Source organism: Streptomyces sp. 1-11, from assembly GCF_007176755.1.
Classification (GTDB): Bacteria; Actinomycetota; Actinomycetes; order Streptomycetales; family Streptomycetaceae; genus Streptomyces.
Map to the genome: position 1 here is coordinate 16157 of NZ_BJTV01000020.1, position 21437 is coordinate 37593.

The following is a 21437-nucleotide window of genomic DNA, read 5'->3' on the forward strand; positions in this document are numbered from 1 at the left end:
ATGCAGGAGCGCGAGCCGCGGACACCACACGACGAGCGGGGCACACCATGACCGGAGTCGAGCCCAGCCGACTGGACGACCAGCAGCTCATGAAGGAGCTGGAGACGATCCACCGCACGCGTCACGACACCCTGCTGTACGGCTCCAACGACGCGCTGCGGGCCCACAACGAGCGGATGGCGCAGCTGGAGGGCGAGTACCTGCGCCGCAACCCGCGCCGGCTGGTGAGCGCGGGCCGCACCCGCGAGGGCGCCCGGGAGCGCGGCTGCGGCGAGGCGGTGACCCCGGGCGCGTCCGGCACCTGATCCAGGCGCCCATGGCTGAGGGCCGGCCCGTACGGGCCGGCCCTCAGCCACGCGTGGCCCCGGTCAGCCCGCCTCACCCGCGAACACGTGCAGGAACGCGTCGCAGAACGCCTTCAGGTCGTCCGGCTTGCGGCTGGTCACCAGCTTGTTCGAGCCGTGGTCGCAGATCTTGACCTGCTCGTCCACCCAGGTGCCGCCCGCGTTGCGGATGTCCGTCTGAAGGCTGGGCCAGGACGTCAGCTCCCGGCCGCGTACGACGTCCGCCTCGACCAGCGTCCACGGTGCGTGACAGATCGCGGCGACCGGCTTGGCCTGCTCGAAGAACTCCTTCACGAAGGCGACGGCCTTCTCGTCCATCCGGAGGAAGTCGGGGTTGGCGACACCGCCGGGCAGCACGAGAGCGCCGAACCCGTCGGCGGAGGTCTCACCCACGACCTCGTCCACCGGGAAGGTGTCCGCCTTGTCCAGGTGGTTGAACGCCTGGATCTTGCCGGACGCGGTCGACACCAGCACCGGTTCGTGGCCGCCGTCGGAGGCGGCCTTCCACGGCTCGGTCAGCTCGACCTGCTCGACACCCTCGGGGGCCACCAGAAACGCGATACGCATGATCTCTCACTTTCTCTTCCACAGCACGGACAACGGCCCCATCGGTCCGGGCGCGCCGGGTTCCTCGTCCCGGCCGCCCGGCCCCGGCTCAGGCCTCGCCCACCAGCGCCTCGGCCAGCTGCTGCACGTTCTCGTAACGGTTCGAGCGGGTGAGCCCCGCCACCGCGTCGATCAGGGCTCCGGGGGCGTTGCCACGGCGCAGTGCCCGGGCCAGCTCGCCCGCGTTCGCCGGGAACGCGTGCCGCCCCAGGTGCCGCGCCAGCTCCAGCCGCACCTTCTCCAGCGACGCGCCCGCCTGGCCCGGCGCCACGGGCCCGGCCCACACCTCCGGGTCGTCGTCCGCGGCGGGCTCCGGGTCGTGCCACTCCTCGGTGCGCGTCGGGTGCCCGGACCTGAGCAGGCCCTGCAGCTCGTGTTTCATCTCGTCGTCCCGGTGGACGTTCAGCCGGTCACTGCCTCGCTGCATGTTCTCCCTCCAGAGAGTCGAAGGTCCGCACCGCGTACCCGGGGTCCGGGGGCCGACACCGGATCCCAGGGGATGCGCCGCGGCCGTGCGCACACGCGTACCCGGCGGGGCCGACGCATAACGGCCCGGGTGAGAGGGCCCGGCGGCGGGCCTGTCCCGGCTAATGCCTGTCGCCCGGCAGGAACTCCTGCACCTTGGCCTTCAGACCCTGCTTGATCATCGACCCCCGGTCCTCGTCGCCCTTGAGGATCGACTTGGCCGTCGCCTCCATCTGCTCCCAGGAGGCGTGCGGCGGGATGGGCGGTACGGCGGGGTCGGTGACGAACTCGATCACGGCCGGACCGTCCGCCTCCAGGGCCGCCCGCCAGCCCGCCTCGACCTCCTCGGGCTTCTCCACCCGGACCCCGGTCAGGCCGAGGGTGCGGGCGAAGGCCGCGTACTGCACGTCCGGGAGCTCCTGCGACGGCACGAACGACGGGGCGCCCTCCATCGCGCGCATCTCCCAGGTCACCTGGTTCAGGTCGCGGTTGTTCCACACGCCCACCACCAGCCGGGGATCGGACCAGCGGTCCCGGTACTTGGCCGCCGTGATCATCTCCGCCAGCCCGTTCATCTGCATCGCACCGTCCCCGACCAGCGCGAACACCGGCCGGTCGGGATGCGCGAACTTGGCGCCGATCGCGTACGGCACGCCCGGGCCCATCGTCGCGAGCGTCCCGGACAGCGAGCCGCGCATGTCCCCGCGCATCGTGATGTGCCGCGCGTACCAGTTCGCGACCGAACCGGAGTCCGACGTGAGGATCGCGTTCTCCGGCAGCAGCGGGTCGAGCGCCCGGGCCACGTACTCGGGGTTGATCGGGTCGGCCGACAGACCGGCCCGCCGCTCCATCGTGTCGTGCCAGCGCTTGACGTTGGCGCACACGGTGTCCTGCCACTCGCGCCCGCCCCGGTCGGTCTCCAGCAGCGGGATCAGCCGCCGCAGCGTGGCCCTCGCGTCGCCGATCAGGTTCACCTCGTACGGGTAGCGCATCCCGACCATGTGCGGGTCGACGTCGATCTGCACCCCGCGCGCCTTGCCGAACTCCGGCATGAACTGGGTGTACGGGAACGAGGAACCGATGGTCAGCAGCGTGTCGCAGTCCCGCATCAGCTCGTACGACGGCCTGCTGCCCAGCAGCCCGATCGGCCCGGTGACGTACGGCAGCTCGTCGCTGAGGACGTCCTTGCCGAGCAGCGCCTTGGCGACGCCCGCGCCGAGCAGTTCGGCGATCTCCCGCACCTCCGCGACCGCGCCGGCGGCGCCCTGCCCGATCAGGATGGCGGGCTTGTCACCGGCGTTCAGCACGTCCGCGGCTCGGCGCAGCGCCTCGTCCGTCGGCGTCGCGGTGTAGTCGCTCATGCCCAGGCTGGACGGCACCATCTTGAACTCGTGCGTCGGCGGCGAGTAGTCCAGTTCCTGCACGTCGGCCGGGACGATGATCGCGGTGGGGCAGCGCCGGGCGTAGGCCGTGCGGATCGCCCGGTCCAGCACGTTCGGCAGTTGCTCGGGCACCATCACCGTCTCGACGAACTCCGAGGCGACGTCCTTGTACAGCGTGTGCAGGTCGACTTCCTGCTGGTAGGAGCCGCCGATCGCGGTCCGGTTGGTCTGGCCGACGATCGCCAGCACCGGGACGTGGTCCAGCTTCGCGTCGTACAGGCCGTTCAGCAGGTGGATCGCGCCGGGACCGGAGGTGGCCGCGCACACCCCGATCCGGCCGCTGAACTTGGCGTACCCGACCGCTTCGAACGCGGACATCTCCTCGTGCCGGGACTGGATGAAGCGCGGCTGGTCGTCGGCCCGGCCCCAGGCGGCGAGCAGCCCGTTGATGCCGTCTCCGGGATAGCCGAAGACCTGTTCCACGCCCCAGGCGCGCAGCCGCTCGAGGATGTGGTCGGAGACCTTGCTGCTCATGGAGGGGACCTCCCGCGGTCGATGGCGGACTTCAGGTCAGTACGTGCCGAGTCACCTGCAGCGGGTGCGGAAAACCTGCGGGGCGCGGGCTACGCGGGCCGCAGGGGCGGTGTCACCCGCCCGGCCCCCACGGGTCCCGCGAATGGGGTCCGGCCGCGCGCGGTACGGCGCCGGGCGGGCTGTGATGGCAGACGAGGGCACCTGCGTGTCCCGCAGACCGCCGACCGCCGACCGCCGTATCGCCGAGGAGTCCGCCCCATGCGCCGCACCGCCCGTGCCCTGTCCGTCGCCGTTCTGGCCGGCGCCGCGCTCGTCGTGACCGGGCCCGCCGCGTCCGCGGACGCCGGGGCCGGGCAGAGCCCCGGCGCCGTCCGGTCCGCCGCCCCGACCACCGTGCCCGGCCCGCTGCCGCCGCCCGCGACCTGCCCCGGCGGCACCGGTGCGGGTGCCGTGCCCGGAGGGGCCTGCGTCCCGGGAACGGTACGCCCGGCGCCGACGCCCCAGCAGGGGCAGGGGCAGGGGCAGGGGCAGGAAGCGGGGGAGGGGGATGCGGGGACCGATGTGATCGTGCGGGGAGAGGAGCCGGGGCAGTACCTCGGGCAGTTCGGAGCGGAACCGGAGCAGGGCGAAGGGCAGGAGACGTGGCAGGGGGAAGGGCAGGGGCAAGGACAGGGTCAGGGGCAAGGTCTGGGTCAGGGGCAAGGTCTGGGTCAAGGTCAGGGCCAGGGGCAGGGGTTGGGCCAGGGTGAGGGGCAGGGTCAATGGCAGGGGCAGCAGGGTCAGGGACAAGGCCAAGGTCAGGGACAAGGCCAGGGCCAAGGTCAGGGACAAGGCCAGGGTGAGAGTCAGGGCCAGGGTCAGGGCCACGGACAGAGCCAGGGCACCGACGGCGGCGGGGACGGCGGCTGGGACGACTGCCGGGCGTCCGACGGCGACGACGACTGCGCCCCCGCGCAGTTGGGGCACGGGGTACAGGCGGGACAGGGAGGCTCCTTCGGTGACTCGGTCCCGGCCCTGGTCGCCGGCGGTTTGCTGATCGCCGCCGCCTGTGCGGGCGCGGGCTACCGGCTCCTCGGCCGCCGGCGGAGCGCGTCCGTCTGACACGCGGCCGGACCGGCGGTGTGACGGGCGCGACCGTGATCACCGGCCTGGGCGGGCCGCCCGGCGGGTACACACCCTCCCGAGGGCACCACCCGTGGACACCGGACGCACCGGTCACACGGCCGCCGCCACCGCGGTGGCCGTGACGGACACGGTGGCCGCGACGGATGCGGCGGCCGGCGGCCGGCGGTGAAGGCCGGCGGAGCGAAGCACGGACCGGGCGGGACGGCGGACGGCACCACGACAGCGCGGAGGCGGGCATGCGGCGGACGGACCCGGAGGGGCACGGCCCCGTCCGCTACGGGCCCCCGCTGCCCGGCGACGGCCTGCCCGTCCTGCCGGAACTCTCCGCCGTCCTCGCCGCCGCAGCGGGCCGGGCCGCGGCCCAGCCGGTCGGCGGCGCCCCCGCCCTGCTGGAGGCGGCCTGCGGCTACTGGACCCGGCGCGGGCTGCCCTGCGTCCCCGACCGGGTGGCCGCGGGTCCCGGCGCGCCCGCGCTGCTGCTCGCCGTGACCGCCGCGCTCGCCGGGGACGGCGGCGACGTGCTGGTGCCGCGCCCGTGCGCCGCCTGGTGGGCGCCCTACGCCCGGCTGCTCGGCAGGCCCGTGTTCCACGTGCCGACCCCGGCCGAGAGCGGCGGCGTCCCCGACCCGTACGCGCTGCTGGAGACCGTCCGCCGGGTCCGCGCCGAGGGCGGCGACCCCAGGCTGCTGGTGCTGTCCGTCGCCGACGACCCCACCGCCACCGTCGCCCCGCCGGAACTGCTGCACGAGGCCGTCGAGGCGGCCGTCGCCGAGGGCCTGCACCTGGTCAGCGACGAGACCTGGCGCGACACCCTGCACGACCCGCACGGGACCGTCCTGCTGAGCCCCGCCGAGATGCTGCCCGACCGGGTCACCGTGGTCGCCGATCTGGCCGGCGCCCTGCTGCCGCCGGGCTGGCCCGCCGCCCTCGTGCGCGTGCCCTCCGGTGCGGCGGGGGAGCGGCTGCACGCGCGCGTGCTCGACATCCTCACCGCCCTGGACGCCCGGGTCGCCACGCCCGTCGCCGCCGCCGCCGGGTACGCCCTCGACGAGCCCGCGCCCGTCGCCGAGCGCCGCGAGGCCGCCGTGCGCCTGCACGCGCGCGTGGCCGCGGCCGCGCACTCCGCGGTCGTCGCGGCCGGCGCGCTGGCCCGGCCCCCGCAGGCCGGCCGCCACCTGTACGCCGACCTCTCGCCGCTGCGCGGGGCGCTGGCCGCGCGAGGCGTGACGGACGCACAGGAACTGGAGGACTTCCTCACCGCCCGGCTCGGCATGCCCGCGCCCGGCGGCCACCGCTTCGGCGACGGCCTGGGGGAGCTGCGGGTGCGGCTCGCCACCGGCCCCCTGCTGGGCGGCTCGGACGAGGAACGCACGGAATCCCTCACGTCACCCTCACCGTTGGAACTGCCACACCTGCACAGCGCGTTGATCTCCTTGAGGTCGGCCTTCGACGGCCTCCGCGACGACGCTCAGCGACGGGAGCCTCCTCGATGACGCAGCAGACGCATGAGCCCGGGTCCACCGCCACGACGTCCACGACCACCACCACGTCCGCGCCCGGCCCGGCCGGTCCGGCGGACCGCGCGCCCGCCGCCCCCGCGTCCCGGGCCGCGCTCGCGCCGCCCTTCCCGCCGCTGGCCGAGCCCCGCCCGCTGGGCGAGCACCGGGTGTGGCCGCGTACCTTCCACGACCGGCTCACCGCGCCGCTGCCCGGCCTCAAGGCGCTCGCCCGCTTCGCCCGCGAGGGCGCCGTACGCCCCGGCCCGGAGGGACTCGCCGACATCCCGCTGGTCCCGTACGCCCCCGGCCCGCTGCCGAACGTGGGCACCGACACCCTCGCCGTGACCTGGGCGGGCCACGCGAGCTGGATCGTCCGGGCCGGCGGGCTCACCGTCCTCACCGACCCCGTCTGGTCCCGCCGCATCCTCGGCACGCCGGCCCGCATCACCCCCGTCGGCGTGCCGTGGGAGAGCCTGCCGGGCGTCGACGCGGTCGTCATCAGCCACAACCACTACGACCACCTGGACGCCCCCACCCTGAGCCGGCTCCCGCGCGACACCCCGGTGTTCGTGCCGGCCGGTCTCGGCCGCTGGTTCCTGCGGCGCCGGTTCACCCGCGTCACCGAGCTCGACTGGTGGGAGGGCGCCGAACTGTCCGGCGTCCGCTTCGACTTCGTGCCGGCCCACCACTGGTCCAAGCGCACCCTCACCGACACCTGCCACAGCCTGTGGGGCGGCTGGGTCCTCACCGCCCCCGACGGCGGGCGCCTCTACTTCGCCGGCGACACCGGCTACGGCCACTGGTTCGCCCGCATAGGCCGCCGCTACCCGGGGATCGACCTCGCCCTGATGCCCATCGGCGCCTACGACCCCCGCTGGTGGCTCAGCGACGTCCACTGCGATCCGGAGGAGGCGGTACGGGCCACCCTGGACCTGGGGGCGCGCAGGATGGCCCCGATGCACTGGGGCACCTTCGTGCTGTCGGCGGAACCGGTCCTGGAGCCGCTGACCCGGGTCCGCGCGGCCTGGGAGAAGGCGGGCCTGGAACGCGAGGACCTGTGGGACCTCCCGGTGGGCGGCTCGCGCGTGCTGGAGTGAAGGGGGCCGCCCGAGGCCACCGCCGGGACCGCCGGAAACCGTGTCCGGGCTATCGCCCGGCCCCCCGAAGGCGTCGCATCGCACTCGGCGCGGCGCTGACCAGCACGGTCAGCGCCACCGCCGCGGCCACGCCCTCCCAGGGCTCCGGGAACAGGGAGCCCCCCAGGATCCCGATCACCTGGTACGTCAGCGCCCACGCCAGGCAGGCGGGCAGGTTGCCCCGCGAGAAGCGGCGCAGCGGCCACTCGGCCAGCAGGCAGGCCAGCATCACCGGTATTCGCCCCGCGGGCACGAGCCGGGACAGCACCAGCACCGCGACCCCGTGGTCGGCCAGCTTCCCCTGTGCCTGTTCGAGGCGTTCCTCCGGCGCCCGCGACCGGATCGCCTCCAACCAGCGCGAGCCGTTCCTCGAGTTCAGCCCGCGCCGCCCGAGCCAGTACAGCGCCGCGTCCCCGAGGAAGGCCGCGAGGGAGGCCGTGACGAACACCAGCAGCATGGAGAACGGCGCCGTCTGATGGAACGCCACCACCGCCGCCGTGCTGACCAGGGCGCCGGTCGGCACCACCGGCACCAGCGCGCCGATCAGCACGAGCAGGAACAGCGACGGGTAGCCGAGGGCCTGCTGGGTGGATTCCGGGGGCACGGTCCGCACCGACGCGGCGGCCAGCGTCACCGCGTCCGGCAGCCATCTCACCGCGCGACCTCCAGCCGCACCCGCTCGCCGTGCCCCAGCTTGTGCACCGCCACCTCCGGCGCGGCCGCGGCGGCCAGGCGCACGAACTCGTCACCCGGCGCGTGGAACTCGTGCGGGCGCACGGCGTCCATGCCGATCGGCCAGTACGTCCCGTAGTGCACCGGCACCGCGGCGCGCGGCGCGAGCCGGGCCAGCGCCTGCGCCGCCCGCCCCGCGTCCAGGTGCCCCGCCCCGAGGAACGGCCCCCAGCCGCCCACCGGCAGCAGCGCCATGTCCACCGGCCCCACCTGCTCCGCCATGTCGTCGAACAGGCCGGTGTCCCCGGCGAAGTAGGTCCGGGCCTCGCCCGTGACGACGAATCCGAGCGCCGGCGAGCGGTGCGGGCCGACCGGCAGCCTGCGCCCGTCGTGCCGCGCGGGCACCACCTGGACCAGCAGGTCCCCGACCCGCACCTCGTCGCCCGGCGCCACCTCGGTGATCCGCAGCTGCCGCAGCCGGCGCAGTCCGGGTACCGCCCGTGGTGCGCCCCGGGGCACGAGCAGGCGCGTGCCCGGGGGGAGCGTGGCCAGCGAGGGCGGATGCAGGTGGTCGGCGTGGAGGTGGGACACCAGCGCCAGGTCCGCGCGGCGGGCCTCGGCGGGCGGCACCGCGCCCCGGCGGCGGCGCAGATGCGCGAGCCGGGAGGCGAACAGCGGATCGGTGATCACGCGTGTGTTCGCATCCTCGAGTGTGCAGGTGGCATGCCCCCACCAGGTGATCTCCACCGGCACCTCCTTCGCCTCCTTCACGCGACTCCCCGAAGCCTACGGGCAGGAGTAGGGTCGCTGGCGAAACCCGGAGGTGAGGGGGACGCCATGGGACAGCCGCGGGGTGCCTCCGGCGGGCGCGCGCCGGTGCGGGTCACCGCCATCGCGAGCCTCACGCCGCTGGAGGAACTGGAGGCGGACCCCTTCCTGGTGGACTCCCGCAGCCAGCACGCGATGTGCGCCCGCTGGGCGGCGGAGCGCGGTTACGTCGTCGCGCGGGAACTCCTCGTGGGCGGCCTTCGTTTCGACCATTGCGCATTGTGGGACGGTGTGCGGCCCGGGGTGGACGTATTCGTCGCGCCCAGCAGGCGCGTGCTGGAGCGCGCCGTGTCATCGGTCGAGGAGTTCACCGCCGAGTGCGCGCGGCGCGGGGTGCGCGTGGAGACGGTGGGGCGGGCCGAGCCGTCGTACGACGCGCAGATGAAGGCACGGGTGCACCGCAGGCTGTCGATGCCGACGGCCGGCTACGACGGACGCTGACGCGACGGGCCCGGGCACGGTCCCCGGCACGGGTTCGGGCGCCGGCGGCCCGGTCCGGGGTGCGGGCGCCCGGGCCCGGTGCGCCCGGCCCGGTATGACAAGGTGGGAGCCGGGGCCCGGTCGGTCGAACGGGCGGGACGTGAGGTGTGCGGGACGTGCGGTGGCGGCGGGTGGCCAGTCAGATCGGGCGGAGCGCCACGGTGTGGGCGGTCTCCACGCTCACCATGCTCGTGCTCGCCGGACTGCTGCCCGACTTCAGGCTCCAGTCCACGGACGGTGACAGCGCCACCCACATAGCCGTCACGGCCGCCTGCGGCGCCGGCGCGTTCGGTCTGCTGTCCGCCCTGGTGTGGCCGCTGCTGGTACGGCTGCTGCTGCTCGTGCCCGCCCTCGTCCTCGGCCTGCTGGTCTTCTTCCTCAACGGCTCACTGCTGCTGCTCGCCCTGTGGCTCAACCCCTCCGGCCGCCCCGAGGCCGCCCCGGAGACCGCCGTCGTGGTGGCCGCCGTGATGTCCGCCGTCGCCTCGGCCACCGGCGGGGCCCTCGCCGTACGCGACGACGACGCCTACCGCAGCCGGCTGCTGCGCCTCGCCGACCGCCGCCGAAGAGCCGGGCCGCCCTGCGCGGACACCCCCGGTCTGGTCTTCATCCAGCTCGACGGCGTCGGCCACGACGTACTCACCGACGCCGTCCGCAGGGGCCTGATGCCGACCGTCGGCCGCTGGCTGGCGACCGCCGACGGCATGCGGCCCACCCACCGGCTCACTCCGTGGCGCACCGACTGGTCCAGCCAGACCGGCGCCAGCCAGCTCGGCATCCTGCACGGCAGCACCTTCGACGTGCCCGCCTTCCGCTGGTACGAGAAGGACCGCGGCGAGGTGATCGTGTGCAACCGCCCGACCAGCGCCGCCGAACTGCAGCGCCGCGCCGTGCGGCGCACGGGCGACGGGGGACTGCTCGCCGTGGACGGCGCCAGCCGGGGCAACCTGTTCAGCGGCGGCGCGGGCGAACAGGCCCTCGTCCTGTCCATCGCCATCCGTCGCCGCGGCCGGGACAACCGTTCCCGCGCCGGCTACTTCGCCTACTTTTCCGACCCCGCCAACGCCGTGCGCACGGCCCTGTCCTTCGCCGCCGAGGTGGTCCGCGAGATCGTCCAGTCCACCCGGGCGCGTCTGCGCAAGCAGCGGCCCCGGGTCGGCCGCGGCGGCCTCTACCCGTTCGTGCGCGCCTTCGCCACCGTCGTCGAGCGCGACGTCGTGGTCGCCGCCGTGCTCGGCGACCTGCTCGCCGGCCGGAGCGCCGTCTACGCCGACCTCGTCGCCTACGACGAGGTCGCCCACCACTCCGGGCCGCGCAGCCGGGACGCCGAGAAGGTCCTCCAGCGGCTCGACCGCTCCCTCGCCCTGGTCGAGAAGGCCGCCGAGCACGCCCCGCGCCCCTACCACGTCGTCGTCCTGTCCGACCACGGCCAGAGCCCGGGCGAGACCTTCCGCTCCCGCTACGGGCTCACCCTCGCCGACCTGGTCCGGGCGGGCTGCGGACTGCCCGTGCCGCGCCGCGCCGAGCGGACCCGCAGCGGCGCCGAGGCCCGCACCGCCGTCCGCGCCGCCCTGGGCAGGCCCGAGGAGGAGAACGGCGACGGGCACCGCCCCGCCCGCGGCACCGAACCCGTCGTGCTCGCCTCCGGCAACCTGGGCCTGGTGTCCTTCCCGGACGTGCCGCACCGGATGACCCGGGAGGAGATGGACGCCCGCCACCCGGGCCTGCTCACCACCCTCGCCAACCACCCCGGCATCGGCTTCCTGCTGGTGCGCAGCGAGGAGCACGACGGCGTGGTGCTCGGTCCGTACGGCACCGAGATCCCGCTGGCCCGTCTGGACGCGGAGCCCGGACCGCTGGCCGGCTTCGGGCCCGGCGCCGCGGACGCCGTACGCCGCACCCACTCCTTCCCGCATACCGCCGACATCATGGTCAACTCCTTCCACGACCCCGCCGACGGCGAAGTCCTCGCCTTCGAGGAGCAGATCGGCTCCCACGGCGGTCTCGGCGGCGCCCAGTCCCGGCCGTTCCTGCTCTCCCCGCTCGCCCTGTCCGCGCCGGCCGCCGACGGCGAGGAGCCGGCCGGCGCCGAGCACGTGCACCGGGTGCTGCGCCGCTGGCTGCTGGAGGCGGACGGCCCGCAGGTGCCGGTCACCCCGCGGACCGAGGAGGAGCGGGCCGCCTGAGCACGGCGGCGGCCCGGTCCGTGCGGTGTGCCGCGTCCGAGTGTGATCGGATGGGACGCGGTACCCGAACAACTCGGACTCCCATGGGAAAGGAACAGCCGTGGCAACCACGCGCACCGCACACACCGTCTGGGAAGGCAACCTGCTCGAGGGCAACGGCGTCGTCACCTTCGACTCCTCCGGCATCGGCCAGCAGCCGGTGTCGTGGCCGTCGCGCGCCGAGCAGGCGAACGGCAGGACCAGCCCCGAGGAGCTGATCGCCGCCGCCCACTCGAGCTGCTTCTCCATGGCACTCTCGCACGGCCTGGCCGGCGCCGGCACTCCGCCCACCCGTCTGGAGACCAAGGCCGACGTCACCTTCCAGCCCGGCGAGGGCATCACCGGCATCCACCTCACCGTCCGCGGCGAGGTGCCGGGCCTGGACGAGGAGGGCTTCCGCTCGGCGGCCGAGGACGCCAAGAAGAACTGCCCGGTCAGCCAGGCCCTCACCGGTACGACGATCACGCTGACGGCCGAGCTGGCCTGACGCCCGTACGTCCCGCCGATGCCGCGTGCCCGCCGGGTGCGCGGCATCGCCGTTTCCTGGGAACCCGTGCATTGACAAGCGCGTACCCGCGTTCTGTGCTGGGAGGGCGGCAGGCGTCCTCGCGGATGCGCCCCGGCGGAACCTCCTGGCGGAACCACCTGGCGGAAGGGGACGGACCATGACACGAGCGGTCGGGATCGATCTCGGGACGACGAACTCGGTGGTGGCCGTCCTGGAGGGCGGCGAGCCGGCCGTCGTCGCCAACGCAGAGGGCGCGCGCACCACCCCCTCGGTGGTGGCGTTCGCGAAGAACGGCGACGTGCTGGTCGGCGAGGTGGCCAAGCGGCAGGCCGTCACGAACGTGGAGCGCACCGCCCGGTCGGTGAAGCGGCACATGGGGGACGCCGGCTGGCGCTTCCCGGAGCAGGGTTCCATCGACGGCAGCCGGCTGCGCGCGCAGGAGCTGTCGGCGCGGGTGCTGCAGAAGCTGAAGCGGGACGCCGAGGCCTACCTCGGCGAGGACGTCACGGACGCCGTGATCACCGTGCCCGCGTACTTCGACGACACCCAGCGGCAGGCGACCAAGGAGGCCGGGGAGATCGCCGGCCTGAAGGTGCTCAGGATCATCAACGAGCCGACGGCCGCCGCCCTCGCCTACGGCCTGGACCGCGGCGAGGAGCAGACCGTGCTCGTCTTCGACCTCGGCGGCGGCACCTTCGACGTGTCCCTGCTGGAGATCGGCGACGGCGTCATCGAGGTGAAGGCCACCAACGGCGACACCCACCTCGGCGGCGACGACTGGGACCAGCGCATCGTCGATCACCTGGTCAAACGGTTCAAGGGGCAGTACGGCATCGACCTCGGCGCCGACAAGATGGCGGTGCAGCGGCTCCGGGAGGCCGCGGAGAAGGCCAAGATCGAACTGTCCGCGTCCTCGGAGACGTCGATCAACCTGCCCTACATCACCGCCTCCGCCGAGGGACCGCTGCACCTGGAGGAGAAGCTGACACGGGCCCAGTTCCAGGAGCTGACCGAGGACCTGCTGGACCGCTGCAAGAAGCCCTTCCACCAGGCCGTTAAGGACGCGGGCGTGCAACTCTCCGCGGTCGACCACGTCATCCTGGTCGGCGGCTCCACCCGGATGCCCGCCGTCACCGGCCTGGTGAAGGAACTCACCGGCAAGGACCCGCACAAGGGCGTCAACCCCGACGAGGTCGTCGCCGTCGGCGCGGCCCTCCAGGCGGGCGTGCTGCGCGGCGACGTCAAGGACGTGCTGCTGCTGGACGTCACCCCGCTGTCCCTGGGCATCGAGACCAAGGGCGGCATCATGACGAAGATGATCGAGCGCAACACCACGATCCCGACCCGGCGTTCGGAGATCTTCACCACCGCCACCGACAACCAGCCCTCGGTCGGCATCCAGGTCTACCAGGGTGAACGCGAGATCGCCGCCTACAACAAGAAGCTCGGCGTCTTCGACCTCACGGGACTGCCGCCGGCGCCGCGCGGCGTTCCGCAGATCGAGGTCGCCTTCGACATCGACGCCAACGGGATCATGCACGTCTCGGCGAAGGACCTCGCCACCGGCCGCGAGCAGAAGATGACCGTCACCGGCGGCTCCGCCCTGCCCAAGGACGACATCGACCGCATGATGCGCGAGGCCGAGCAGTACGCCGAGGAGGACCGCAAACGCCGGGAGACCGCCGAGACCCGCAACCAGGCCGAGCAACTCGTCTATCAGACCGAGCGGTTCCTCCAGGACAACCCGGACCGCGTGCCCGCCGAGACCCGTGCCGAGGTCGAGGCGGCGGTCGCCGAGCTGAAGACACTGCTCGGCCAGAACGCCGAGACCGCCGCCCTGCGCACCGGGGTGGAGAAGCTCGCCACGGTCAGCCAGCGGATGGGCCAGGCCATGTACGCCGACGCGTCCGGCGGTACGGCCGGCTCCACCGGTTCACCCGGTTCACCCGGTTCGCCCGGTTCGGCCGGGCAGCCGGGCCCGGCCGGGGAGGAGGAGGAGGGCGTCGTGGACGCGGAGATCGTCGACGACGAGCGGGACACGAAGGGCGGGGCGGCCTGACCACCCGCCACCCGGCGGACGCACCGCTCACCACGGCCCCCGGGCGCAGGCGTGCCGACGGCGCGGAGGTTCCTCCGGCAGTCGAACCGTCGCTAGGCGGATTCGCCCGGCGCGGCGGGGACGGCGCTCAGCGCGGTGGCCCGGTGTATGTCGGCCTGGATGCGCCGGGCCAGCGGACCGGGATCGCCGCGGAAGTAGAAGTGGTCGCCGTCGAAGCGGTGCAGGCCGAGGAAGTGCCGGGTCACCGAACTCCAGCCGGCGAGCGACTCGGCGGGGACCACGGGATCGTGGCTCCCGGCGAAGGCGGAGACCGGCACCGGCAGCGGTGCCGGGGCGGGAGGGCGCCAGGTCTCGGAGAGCCGCAGGTCCCCCCGGATGGTGGGCTCGAACAGGGCCCACAGTTCGGGATCGTCCAGAACACTCCGCGGGGTGCCGGCCATGGCGACGAGCCGGCTTCGCAACGCCTCGTCGGACGGTGCGTCGGGCAGTGCGTCACACCCCGCGTCCACCGTCCCGCCGGGGGAGGCCGGCAAGGGGGCGACGCGCGCCGACACGCCCAGCCAGACGGGCGGGGTGCGGCCTTCGTCCAGCAGCCGGCGGGTCAGCGCGTAGGCCAGCAGTCCGCCCATGCTGTGGCCGAACAGCGCGAAGCCGCCGCCGAGTCCGCTGCCGAGCTCGATGAGGAAGTGGTCCACGAGGTCGTCCACGCTCGGCAGCGGAACCCGGCCGTCCATCAGCCGGCCCGGCGCGTCCGGTGTCCGTATCTCCCAGTCCTCGGGGAAGTGGGCGGCCCAGTCGCGGTACATCAGATGCGAACCACCGGCGTGGTGGAACACGAACAGGCGCATGGTGACTCCGTCGACGTCGGCGAGGTGTGCGGCCGGAAGCCGGCCTGAGGAAGGGGGAGACGCGGGCGGTGCCCCGCGAACCGCCGCCCGGGGGTGGGGGCGCTTCGCGGGACACCTGTGCGCTCCGGGCGGTGACCGTCCAGGTCAGTGCCGCCCGGCCGCACGGACCGATGTCATCCCGCGGTGTCCGCGGCGCGCCGGCCCACGAAGCCGGCGACCACCAGGGCGCCCACCAGCAGCAGGACTCCGGCGATGCCCATCGCCCGGCCGTAGTGCTGCGCTCCGTCACCCGAACCGATGACCACGCCCAGGATGGCGACACCGAGCACCGCACCGCTCTGCCGGGCGGCGTTGAGGGCTCCGCCGCCGATGCCGGCGTGGTGCTTGGGCACCGAGCCGATGACGGCGGTGATGAGCGAGGGCATCGCGAAGGAGATGCCGAAGCCCAGCAGCAGCAGGCCCGCCATGCTGCCGACCCTCGACGCGGAGGCGTGCATGAAGGGAACCTGCAGCAGCGTGCCGGCGCCCATGAGGACGAATCCGAGGGTGGCGGGGATCCGCGGCCCGACCTTGGCGACGAGCTTGCCGGCGTAGCTGCCGTTGAAGGCGGTCGGCAGGGTGAGCGGCAGGAACAGCAGGCCGGTCTGCATCGCGCTGGAGTGGTGCACGGTCTGGAAGAACAGCGAGAGCACGAACATGGCGCCCGACAGGCCGAAGTTGACCAGCAGTCCGGCCAGCAGGCCCGCCGAGAAGGTGGACGATCCGAACAGCGTCATCGGGAGCATGACGTCGCCGCGCCTGCCGCGCTCGACGAGGACGAACGCGACGCCCGACACCGCCGCGGCGGCCAGGGTGGACAGGACCACCGCGTCGCCGAACCCGCGCTCACCGCCGGCGATCAGCCCGTAGGTGAGCAGGCCGAGGCAGGCGATGCCGGTGAGCTGCCCCGGCAGGTCGAGGCCGCGCTCCCGCTTGGGCGCCGTGAAAGGCGCCTTCTTCGCGGTGATCGCGATGCTGAGGGCGGCCACCGGGACGTTGACGGCGAAGATGGCGCGCCAGCCAAGGGTGTCGGTGAGCAGTCCGCCGATCAGCGGCCCGGCAGCCAGCGCGACACCGGTGATCGCGGCCCAGACGCCCATCGCCTTGGCCCGTTTGCCGGGATCCGGGTAGGCGTTGACGAACAGAGCCATCGACGTGGGCAGCAGACCGGCGCCGAACAGGCCCAGCAGTCCCCGCAGGACGATCAGGGACAGCGTGCCGGGTGCCGCCACGGAAAGGGCGGACACCAGCGCGAAGGCGCCGGAGCTGTAGAGGAAGAGTTGCTTGGCGCCCAGCCGGTCGGACAGCGCGCCGGCGGTGAGCAGGAACGCGGCGAACGTGAGGGTGTAGCCGTTCGAGATCCACTGGAGGGAGTCGACCGAGGCGTGGAACTCCTTCGCGATCGCCGGGAGTGCGACCACGACGACGGTGGTGTCGAGCAGCACCATGAAGTAGCCCAGAGAGATGCCCAGCAGGAGCCAGTCGCGCGGTTTCCTCGTTGCAGCCGGAGCTGCGAGATCGTCAAGTGGTTGCTCGGGTAACGTCGTCACTCGTACTCGGTTTCCTTGTTCTCGACGCGGGGGGATGGCGGGCGCACTGATCGGACAGTGGCCAGGGGCATACGAGGGACCGGCTCGCGGTGGCCGTGGGATGCCGGCCGTCCGTCTTCGTCCAGGGGTCGGTGACTCAGCTGCGGGCGCGAGGGCCCCTACCGTCGACATCTACTAAACTATCACCGTGAGAGTCGAGTGGGCAACCGTGTCCGCCCTGTGCCGAGGGGGCGTCAGCCGCTGCGGCGCCGTGCGCGCGAGAACCTGCGCGTCAGCGGCCTCTCCACGAGGGAGTACAGGGCCCAGGAGGCCAGCAGGGTGGCGCCCGCCTCGGCGGCGATGAGGGCGACGCCGGTCCCGGTCCCGTACAGCCCGGTGCCGAGCAGCCTGCGGAACCAGGCGAGCACGATGAAGTGCAGGAGGTAGAAGGCGAAGGACACGTTGCCGAGCCAGGTCATGGCCCGGCTGCGGAACAGCGTGAACCGGCCTTCGTCGTCCGCCACGGCGGCCGCGGCGATGAGGGTGGCCGCGGGGACGAGGCACATCGCCCGCTGGGCGTACAGGTAGGGCACGTGGTAGCAGGCGGCGTATCCGGCGGCCAGCAGGACGCCGGACCAGACCATTCCGATGTTGCGCCAGCGATTCAGCATCACGGCCCGGGCGACCAGGATTCCGAGCGCGAAGTCCAGTACCCGCGGCCCCGGCATGATGTAGGCGAACCAGTAGTGGACCGGGGAGGTGCCGTCCGTACCCGGCATCACATGGGGCCCGGCCGGCACGAGGAGCCGGGTGACCAGGGGCGTGGCGAAGACGGCGGCCACGGTGCCGGCGATCCAGTACTTCAGCCGGGCGGCCGGTATTCGCTTGACGCCGGCCAGGAGGAGCGGGAAGGCCAGGTAGAAGACGGCTTCCACGGCGAGCGACCAGCTCGGCGGGTTCACCGGCAGGTGCTCGGTGAAGTACGGCGTCCACACCTGGAGCATGAACAGCGCGCCGAGGGCGGGCAGGACGGGCGTCGAGGCCGCGTACAGCACCATCGCCAGGACCCACGCGACGACGTAGTTGGGCATGATCTTGACGAAGCGCCGGCGCCAGAAGGACGGTGCCGTGTCGCCGGCGGAGGCCGACCAGGTCAGCACGAATCCGCTGAGCACGAAGAAGAACGTCACGCCCAGGGCGCCGCTCGGGCCGACGGCCCAGCCGTAGCGGTGCTCCACCCCGTCGTCGGCGAACAGCCGCACCGTGGGCAACGGCATCGAGGCGTGGAAGAGGAACACCATGAACGCCGCGGGGAAACGCAGGCCGGTCAGGGACGGAAGCCGGCTCGTCCGACGTCGCGGCGCGCCCTCGCCGGAGGCGGCGGCCGTCGGCCGTTCCGGTGCGGTCGTCACCGCGCGTATGTCGTCAGTGGACACGTGAACTCGCTCCTCGCTGGGCCGGGCTGGGGTGGGCGGGGTGTCCGCGTGGCGCACGCGGTGCCCGCGAAAGGTGCCCGGGGTCGCGTCCGGGCGCGTGGCGGTCGGGGCAGCTGGAGTCGAACCAGCAACTGGCTGCCGGAGACCGGCAGGCGGTACACCACCTACGTGCCCCGGTGTCCGGTAGCGGCCGGCGCGCGTCCGCGACGCGCCGCGCCACCGGGGCCGAACCGGGGTCACGGGGGACGGAGCCGCACCGTCACCAGGAGGTCAGGGAGAAACGCTCGCTCAGGGTGCGGGCCGCCATGGCGAAGTCCCTGATCTGCTCCGCCTTCCGGACCATCTTCTCGTCGCGGGTCTGCTGTGCGATCTCGATCAGCCAGTCGTAGGTGTGGCTGGGGTGCACGTCGTACTTGTAGTGCAGCTTGGACAGCAGGAACAGGATGTCCCGGAAGTTCTCCCGCTCGATCACCTGGCCCAGCGAGAGGATCCGCTGCCGTTGCTCCGCGGTGAAGGGGCGGCGTTCGGGCAGGTCGGGCGTGGAGCCGGGGGCGTAGACGGTGGCGTCCGAGAAGATCTCCTTCTCGTCGAAGGGACCGTCGAACGCGAAGTCGACGCACAGGGACTGGCGGCTGATCTCGGAGAAGTTGACCGCGGAGTGCACCGTCGCCGCGTCCAGGAACCATATTTCACCCGGGCGCATGTGGATGACGGTGTCCTCGTTCGAGTGGAAGGCGAGCGGGCTGTCCTCCAGGACCATGAACGTACGGAAGTAGCGGTCGACTTCGCGGTCCAGCTCCACGAAGTCGCGGTGCGGGATGACGATGGCGTTCTTCAGGTTCCGGGACCGTGCCATCTGCAGGTGCGTGCCGTCGAAGACCGTGGTCACGATCTCCTTCAGGTAGGGGACGTGCTCCACGTGCGCGGTCGGCCGGGCGGCGGTGTCCTTGAGGTCGCGGTAGAGCCGGTCCTCGCTGTCCCCGGAGGCGTTCCACAGGGGGACGTGCTTCCAGAAGCCGTTGCTGAATTCGTCGTACTCCTCCTCCACGGTCGGCACCGCGGCGAGGTATGCGAGATCCGGTGCCAACCGGGTCCGATCGAGTTCGATCCTGCCAAGGATGTGCGAGCGCATCCGGCCCTCCAGGTCGCGAAACAGGTGCGGTACGCGCGGCGGCATCGGCACAGGTGGTGCCGGATCGGCGACGCCCGCGATGAGACCTACCGTAACAACACGTGAGATGATAGTCTAGGAAAATGACGGAGAAGCGGATCGAGGGCGTGTCGGATGCCGGCGTGATCGTGACGGGCGCCGCAGGAGGTATCGGTCGGGCGGTCGCGGAGGCGTTCGCGCGCGCTGAGGCGCGTGTGGTCCTCTGGGACGCCGGCGAGCGGGTCCACGCCGCCGCCGAGGAGATCCAGGCGCACGGTGCCGCGACGGTGCGGGCGGTACGGGTGGACGTCACCGACCGCGTCGCCGTGAGCGAGGCGTTCGACTCCTCCGAGGCCGCTGCGGGCAGTGTGTCCGTCGTGGTCCATGCCGCCGGCACGCTGGCCATGGGCCCGGCGCTCCGGGCCGCCGCGGACACCTGGGAACGCTGTCTGACGACGAACGCGACCGGCACCATGCACGTCGCCTCGGAGGCGGCGCGGCGCATGGTCCCGCGCGGGCGGGGTGCGATCACCGTCATCACCTCCAACGCGGCGTCGACCCCCCGCGTCGGGATGAGTGCCTACGGCGCGTCCAAGGCGGCGGCCGCCGCCTTCGTGCGCGGTCTGGGCCTGGAGGTCGCCGGCCACGGCGTGCGGTGCAACCTTGTCTCGCCCGGCTCGACCGACACCGAGATGCTGCGCCGGAGCTGGACCGGCACCGCGGACATCGACTCCACGATCTCCGGCGATCCCGCCGCGTACCGGCTGGGCATCCCGCTCCGCCGTGTCGCACAGCCGCAGGACATAGCCGACGCCGCTCTCTTCCTGTCCTCCACCGCCGCGCGCCACATCACACTGCACGACCTGCGTGTCGACGGCGGCGCCACCTTGGACATGTGACGCCCCACCATCAGAGAAAGGACGCCAGATGGCGATTCCCCCCATCCCCGCGTACGACCTTCCCACCCCTGGCGAACTGGTCGCCAACCGGGTGCCGTGGCAGCTGGACACGGCCCGGTGCGCGCTGCTCGTCCACGACATGCAGAAGTACTTCGTCGACGCCTACGACCCCGCGGCCGAGCCGGTGTCCACGGCGGTCGCGAACATGGCTGCCGTCCGGCGGGCGTGCCGGGAGGCCGGCGTCCCGGTGGTGTACACCGCCCAGCCGGGGAACCAGCATCCCTCGCGGCGCGGGCTGCTCTCCGACTTCTGGGGCAGCGGGCTCCGCTCCGGCCGTGACACGGAGATCATCGACGAGCTGGCGCCCGGCGAGGAGGACATCCGTGTCACCAAGTGGCGCTACTCCGCCTTCCAGCGGACCGATCTGGCCGAACTGCTCCGGCATCACGGGCGGGACCAGCTCATCGTCGTCGGGGTGTACGCCCACATGGGGTGCATGCTCAGCGCCGCCGAGGCGTTCATGAGTGACATCCAGCCGTTCCTGGTCTCCGACGCCACGGCCGACTTCAGCCGGGAGGAGCATCTGACGGCGCTCCACTACACCGCCAAGAGGTGCGGATCGGTGCTGACCGCCGATCAGGTGATCGGCTCGCTGTCCCGCCGTGCCGCGGCATGACCCGTCCCGTCCGGACGCGCGCCGCGCCGTGGGCCCAGCCGGCGGGCCGTCGCCGCACCCCGGGGTGCGGCCACGGCCCGCCGGGGCTCCTACGCCGGGGCGTGCTCCGTCGCCCCCAGGGCGGTCAGCATGGGGGTGAACTTGGCCGAGGTCTCGTCCAGTTCGGCCTGCGGGTCGGACTGCGCGACGATGCCGCCGCCGGCGAAGACACGGATGCTGCGCCGGTCGGCCGCGATCTCCCCGCAGCGTATGGCGACCATCCACTCGCCGTCGCCCTGGGCGTCGCACCACCCCACCGCGCCGGCGTAGAAGCCGCGATCGCCTTCGATCTCCGCGATGGCGTCACGGGCGTGGGCGCGTGGATGGCCGCACACCGCGGCGGTCGGATGGAGGGCGAGAGCCAGGTCGAGCGCGGTGGTCCGCTCGCTGCGGAGGGTGCCGGTCACGGGTGTCCCCAGGTGCCACAGGGCCGGCGCCCGCACCAGCTGCGGTGCGCTCGGGGCCCGGAGGTCCTCGCAGAGCGTCCCGAGCGATTTCCTCAATCCCTCGACCACGATGGCGTGTTCGCCGAGGTCCTTGACGGACCGGGTGAGAGACTGCGCGACGGCGGCGTCCTGCTCGGGGTCCGGTACGCGGGCGGCCGTTCCCGCCAGTGGGAAGCAGGAGACCTCCCGTCCGGAGCGGCGCACCAGGAGCTCCGGACTGGACCCGACCAGGGTCCGCCCGAGGTGGGGAGCCCCGGCCGGAGTCAGGTCCACACAGAATCCGTTGCCCGCCGGATCGTTGGCGACGAGCCGGTGCAGCAGAGCCGCCGGCGGGATGGGCCCGCGGGCGCCGAGGACGAGTGAACGCGCCAGCACCACCTTGGTCAGCGGGTCGTCGGGGGAGCGCAGACGGCGCAGCGCCGAACCGACGGCCTGGAGGTGACCGTCCGGTGAGGGAAGGCGGTCCAGGACGGAGCATTCGGGCACCGGGCCGGACGGGGAGGCGGTGGACC

19 protein-coding genes, 1 tRNA gene and 1 pseudogene are annotated in these 21437 nt (G+C 73.2%); 10 read left to right on the plus strand and 11 right to left on the minus strand.

The genetic code is table 11. The annotated features are described in order from the left end of the window. A pseudogene (locus TNCT1_RS31255) lies at positions 1 to 305 on the plus strand (DUF6158 family protein). 63 nt (positions 306 to 368) lie between these two features. Here TNCT1_RS31255 and TNCT1_RS31260 read toward each other — a convergent pair. The 3 genes from TNCT1_RS31260 to TNCT1_RS31270 all read right to left on the minus strand — a co-directional run bounded on the left by TNCT1_RS31260 (position 369) and on the right by TNCT1_RS31270 (position 3331). After that, on the minus strand, positions 369 to 911 hold the full coding sequence (locus TNCT1_RS31260) for a type 1 glutamine amidotransferase domain-containing protein (RefSeq protein WP_143638838.1): 543 nt from the start codon (positions 909 to 911) through the stop codon (positions 369 to 371). 88 nt (positions 912 to 999) lie between these two features. Continuing rightward, on the minus strand, positions 1000 to 1377 hold the full coding sequence (locus tag TNCT1_RS31265; RefSeq protein WP_143638840.1) for a DUF2795 domain-containing protein: 378 nt from the start codon (positions 1375 to 1377) through the stop codon (positions 1000 to 1002). Positions 1378 to 1537: 160 nt separating this feature from the next. Continuing rightward, positions 1538 to 3331 (minus strand): thiamine pyrophosphate-requiring protein, encoded by a 1794-nt coding sequence (locus TNCT1_RS31270; RefSeq protein WP_143638842.1) that lies wholly within the window; start codon positions 3329 to 3331, stop codon positions 1538 to 1540. 258 nt (positions 3332 to 3589) lie between these two features. Between TNCT1_RS31270 and TNCT1_RS36045 the strand changes: the two genes are divergently transcribed. From TNCT1_RS36045 to TNCT1_RS31285, 3 genes are all read left to right on the plus strand, one after another. Further along, positions 3590 to 4432, plus strand: a complete 843-nt coding sequence (locus TNCT1_RS36045) for a hypothetical protein (RefSeq protein ID WP_216856694.1) — start codon at positions 3590 to 3592, stop codon at positions 4430 to 4432. Positions 4433 to 4692: 260 nt separating this feature from the next. Beyond that, a complete protein-coding gene (locus TNCT1_RS31280) occupies positions 4693 to 5949 on the plus strand; it encodes an aminotransferase class I/II-fold pyridoxal phosphate-dependent enzyme (RefSeq protein WP_143638844.1) in 1257 nt (418 codons plus the stop codon). Beyond that, positions 5946 to 7052, plus strand: coding sequence for an MBL fold metallo-hydrolase (locus TNCT1_RS31285; protein ID WP_143638846.1), 1107 nt, complete (start codon positions 5946 to 5948; stop codon positions 7050 to 7052). Before TNCT1_RS31280 ends, TNCT1_RS31285 begins: the two co-directional genes overlap by 4 nt. A gap of 49 nt (positions 7053 to 7101) precedes the next feature. On the opposite strand, the gene TNCT1_RS31290 is transcribed toward TNCT1_RS31285, so the two are convergent. Together TNCT1_RS31290 and TNCT1_RS31295 are read right to left on the minus strand one after the other, a co-directional pair. Then, complete coding sequence (locus TNCT1_RS31290) at positions 7102 to 7746, minus strand: DedA family protein (RefSeq protein ID WP_373920519.1); 645 nt, start codon at positions 7744 to 7746, stop codon at positions 7102 to 7104. Beyond that, on the minus strand, positions 7743 to 8516 hold the full coding sequence (locus TNCT1_RS31295) for an MBL fold metallo-hydrolase (RefSeq protein ID WP_143639024.1): 774 nt from the start codon (positions 8514 to 8516) through the stop codon (positions 7743 to 7745). Before TNCT1_RS31295 ends, TNCT1_RS31290 begins: the two co-directional genes overlap by 4 nt. A gap of 84 nt (positions 8517 to 8600) precedes the next feature. Between TNCT1_RS31295 and TNCT1_RS31300 the strand changes: the two genes are divergently transcribed. The 4 genes from TNCT1_RS31300 (at position 8601) to dnaK (ending at position 13863) form a co-directional block, all read left to right on the plus strand. Continuing rightward, positions 8601 to 9032: a hypothetical protein gene (locus tag TNCT1_RS31300; RefSeq protein WP_143638848.1), complete on the plus strand. Its 432-nt coding sequence runs from the start codon at positions 8601 to 8603 to the stop codon at positions 9030 to 9032. Between the two features lie 146 nt (positions 9033 to 9178). Beyond that, complete coding sequence (locus tag TNCT1_RS31305; RefSeq protein ID WP_143638850.1) at positions 9179 to 11257, plus strand: phage holin family protein; 2079 nt, start codon at positions 9179 to 9181, stop codon at positions 11255 to 11257. A gap of 100 nt (positions 11258 to 11357) precedes the next feature. Beyond that, on the plus strand, positions 11358 to 11783 hold the full coding sequence (locus TNCT1_RS31310; RefSeq protein WP_143638853.1) for an OsmC family protein: 426 nt from the start codon (positions 11358 to 11360) through the stop codon (positions 11781 to 11783). Between the two features lie 178 nt (positions 11784 to 11961). Continuing rightward, complete coding sequence (gene dnaK / locus TNCT1_RS31315; RefSeq protein ID WP_143638855.1) at positions 11962 to 13863, plus strand: molecular chaperone DnaK; 1902 nt, start codon at positions 11962 to 11964, stop codon at positions 13861 to 13863. Between the two features lie 92 nt (positions 13864 to 13955). Here dnaK and TNCT1_RS31320 read toward each other — a convergent pair whose 3' ends face one another. The 5 genes from TNCT1_RS31320 to TNCT1_RS31335 all read right to left on the minus strand — a co-directional run bounded on the left by TNCT1_RS31320 (position 13956) and on the right by TNCT1_RS31335 (position 18847). Beyond that, the gene (locus TNCT1_RS31320) at positions 13956 to 14711 is read right to left on the minus strand and encodes a thioesterase II family protein (protein WP_143638858.1); all 756 of its coding nucleotides are present in this window, start codon (positions 14709 to 14711) and stop codon (positions 13956 to 13958) included. 173 nt (positions 14712 to 14884) lie between these two features. Beyond that, entirely contained in the window at positions 14885 to 16300 is a 1416-nt protein-coding gene (locus TNCT1_RS31325) for a DHA2 family efflux MFS transporter permease subunit (RefSeq protein ID WP_235903000.1), read from the minus strand. 233 nt (positions 16301 to 16533) lie between these two features. Next, positions 16534 to 17715, minus strand: coding sequence for an acyltransferase (locus TNCT1_RS31330; protein WP_235903002.1), 1182 nt, complete (start codon positions 17713 to 17715; stop codon positions 16534 to 16536). A gap of 104 nt (positions 17716 to 17819) precedes the next feature. After that, a tRNA-OTHER gene (locus TNCT1_RS35655) sits at positions 17820 to 17891 on the minus strand. Between the two features lie 83 nt (positions 17892 to 17974). Further along, on the minus strand, positions 17975 to 18847 hold the full coding sequence (locus TNCT1_RS31335) for an aspartyl/asparaginyl beta-hydroxylase domain-containing protein (RefSeq protein WP_143638865.1): 873 nt from the start codon (positions 18845 to 18847) through the stop codon (positions 17975 to 17977). A gap of 122 nt (positions 18848 to 18969) precedes the next feature. On the opposite strand from TNCT1_RS31335, the gene TNCT1_RS31340 reads away from it, so the two are divergent. Together TNCT1_RS31340 and TNCT1_RS31345 are read left to right on the plus strand one after the other, a co-directional pair. After that, positions 18970 to 19764, plus strand: coding sequence for an SDR family oxidoreductase (locus TNCT1_RS31340; protein WP_143638868.1), 795 nt, complete (start codon positions 18970 to 18972; stop codon positions 19762 to 19764). A gap of 28 nt (positions 19765 to 19792) precedes the next feature. Further along, positions 19793 to 20440: an isochorismatase family protein gene (locus TNCT1_RS31345; RefSeq protein WP_143638870.1), complete on the plus strand. Its 648-nt coding sequence runs from the start codon at positions 19793 to 19795 to the stop codon at positions 20438 to 20440. 89 nt (positions 20441 to 20529) lie between these two features. Here TNCT1_RS31345 and TNCT1_RS31350 read toward each other — a convergent pair whose 3' ends face one another. Continuing rightward, a complete protein-coding gene (locus TNCT1_RS31350) occupies positions 20530 to 21411 on the minus strand; it encodes an isochorismate synthase MenF (RefSeq protein ID WP_216856691.1) in 882 nt (293 codons plus the stop codon). Positions 21412 to 21437: the final 26 nt, after the last annotated feature.

Excerpts from the sequence above, each read along its gene's own strand:
- TNCT1_RS31260 (WP_143638838.1), bottom strand. The coding sequence starts at position 911 with ATGCGTATCGCGTTTCTGGTGGCCCCCGAGGGTGTCGAGCAGGTCGAG.
- TNCT1_RS31265 (WP_143638840.1), bottom strand. The coding sequence starts at position 1,377 with ATGCAGCGAGGCAGTGACCGGCTGAACGTCCACCGGGACGACGAGATG.
- TNCT1_RS31270 (WP_143638842.1), bottom strand. The coding sequence starts at position 3,331 with ATGAGCAGCAAGGTCTCCGACCACATCCTCGAGCGGCTGCGCGCCTGG.
- TNCT1_RS36045 (WP_216856694.1), top strand. The coding sequence starts at position 3,590 with ATGCGCCGCACCGCCCGTGCCCTGTCCGTCGCCGTTCTGGCCGGCGCC.
- TNCT1_RS31280 (WP_143638844.1), top strand. The coding sequence starts at position 4,693 with ATGCGGCGGACGGACCCGGAGGGGCACGGCCCCGTCCGCTACGGGCCC.
- TNCT1_RS31285 (WP_143638846.1), top strand. The coding sequence starts at position 5,946 with ATGACGCAGCAGACGCATGAGCCCGGGTCCACCGCCACGACGTCCACG.
- TNCT1_RS31300 (WP_143638848.1), top strand. The coding sequence starts at position 8,601 with ATGGGACAGCCGCGGGGTGCCTCCGGCGGGCGCGCGCCGGTGCGGGTC.
- dnaK (WP_143638855.1), top strand. The coding sequence starts at position 11,962 with ATGACACGAGCGGTCGGGATCGATCTCGGGACGACGAACTCGGTGGTG.
- TNCT1_RS31320 (WP_143638858.1), bottom strand. The coding sequence starts at position 14,711 with ATGCGCCTGTTCGTGTTCCACCACGCCGGTGGTTCGCATCTGATGTAC.
- TNCT1_RS31335 (WP_143638865.1), bottom strand. The coding sequence starts at position 18,847 with ATGCGCTCGCACATCCTTGGCAGGATCGAACTCGATCGGACCCGGTTG.
- TNCT1_RS31340 (WP_143638868.1), top strand. The coding sequence starts at position 18,970 with ATGACGGAGAAGCGGATCGAGGGCGTGTCGGATGCCGGCGTGATCGTG.
- TNCT1_RS31345 (WP_143638870.1), top strand. The coding sequence starts at position 19,793 with ATGGCGATTCCCCCCATCCCCGCGTACGACCTTCCCACCCCTGGCGAA.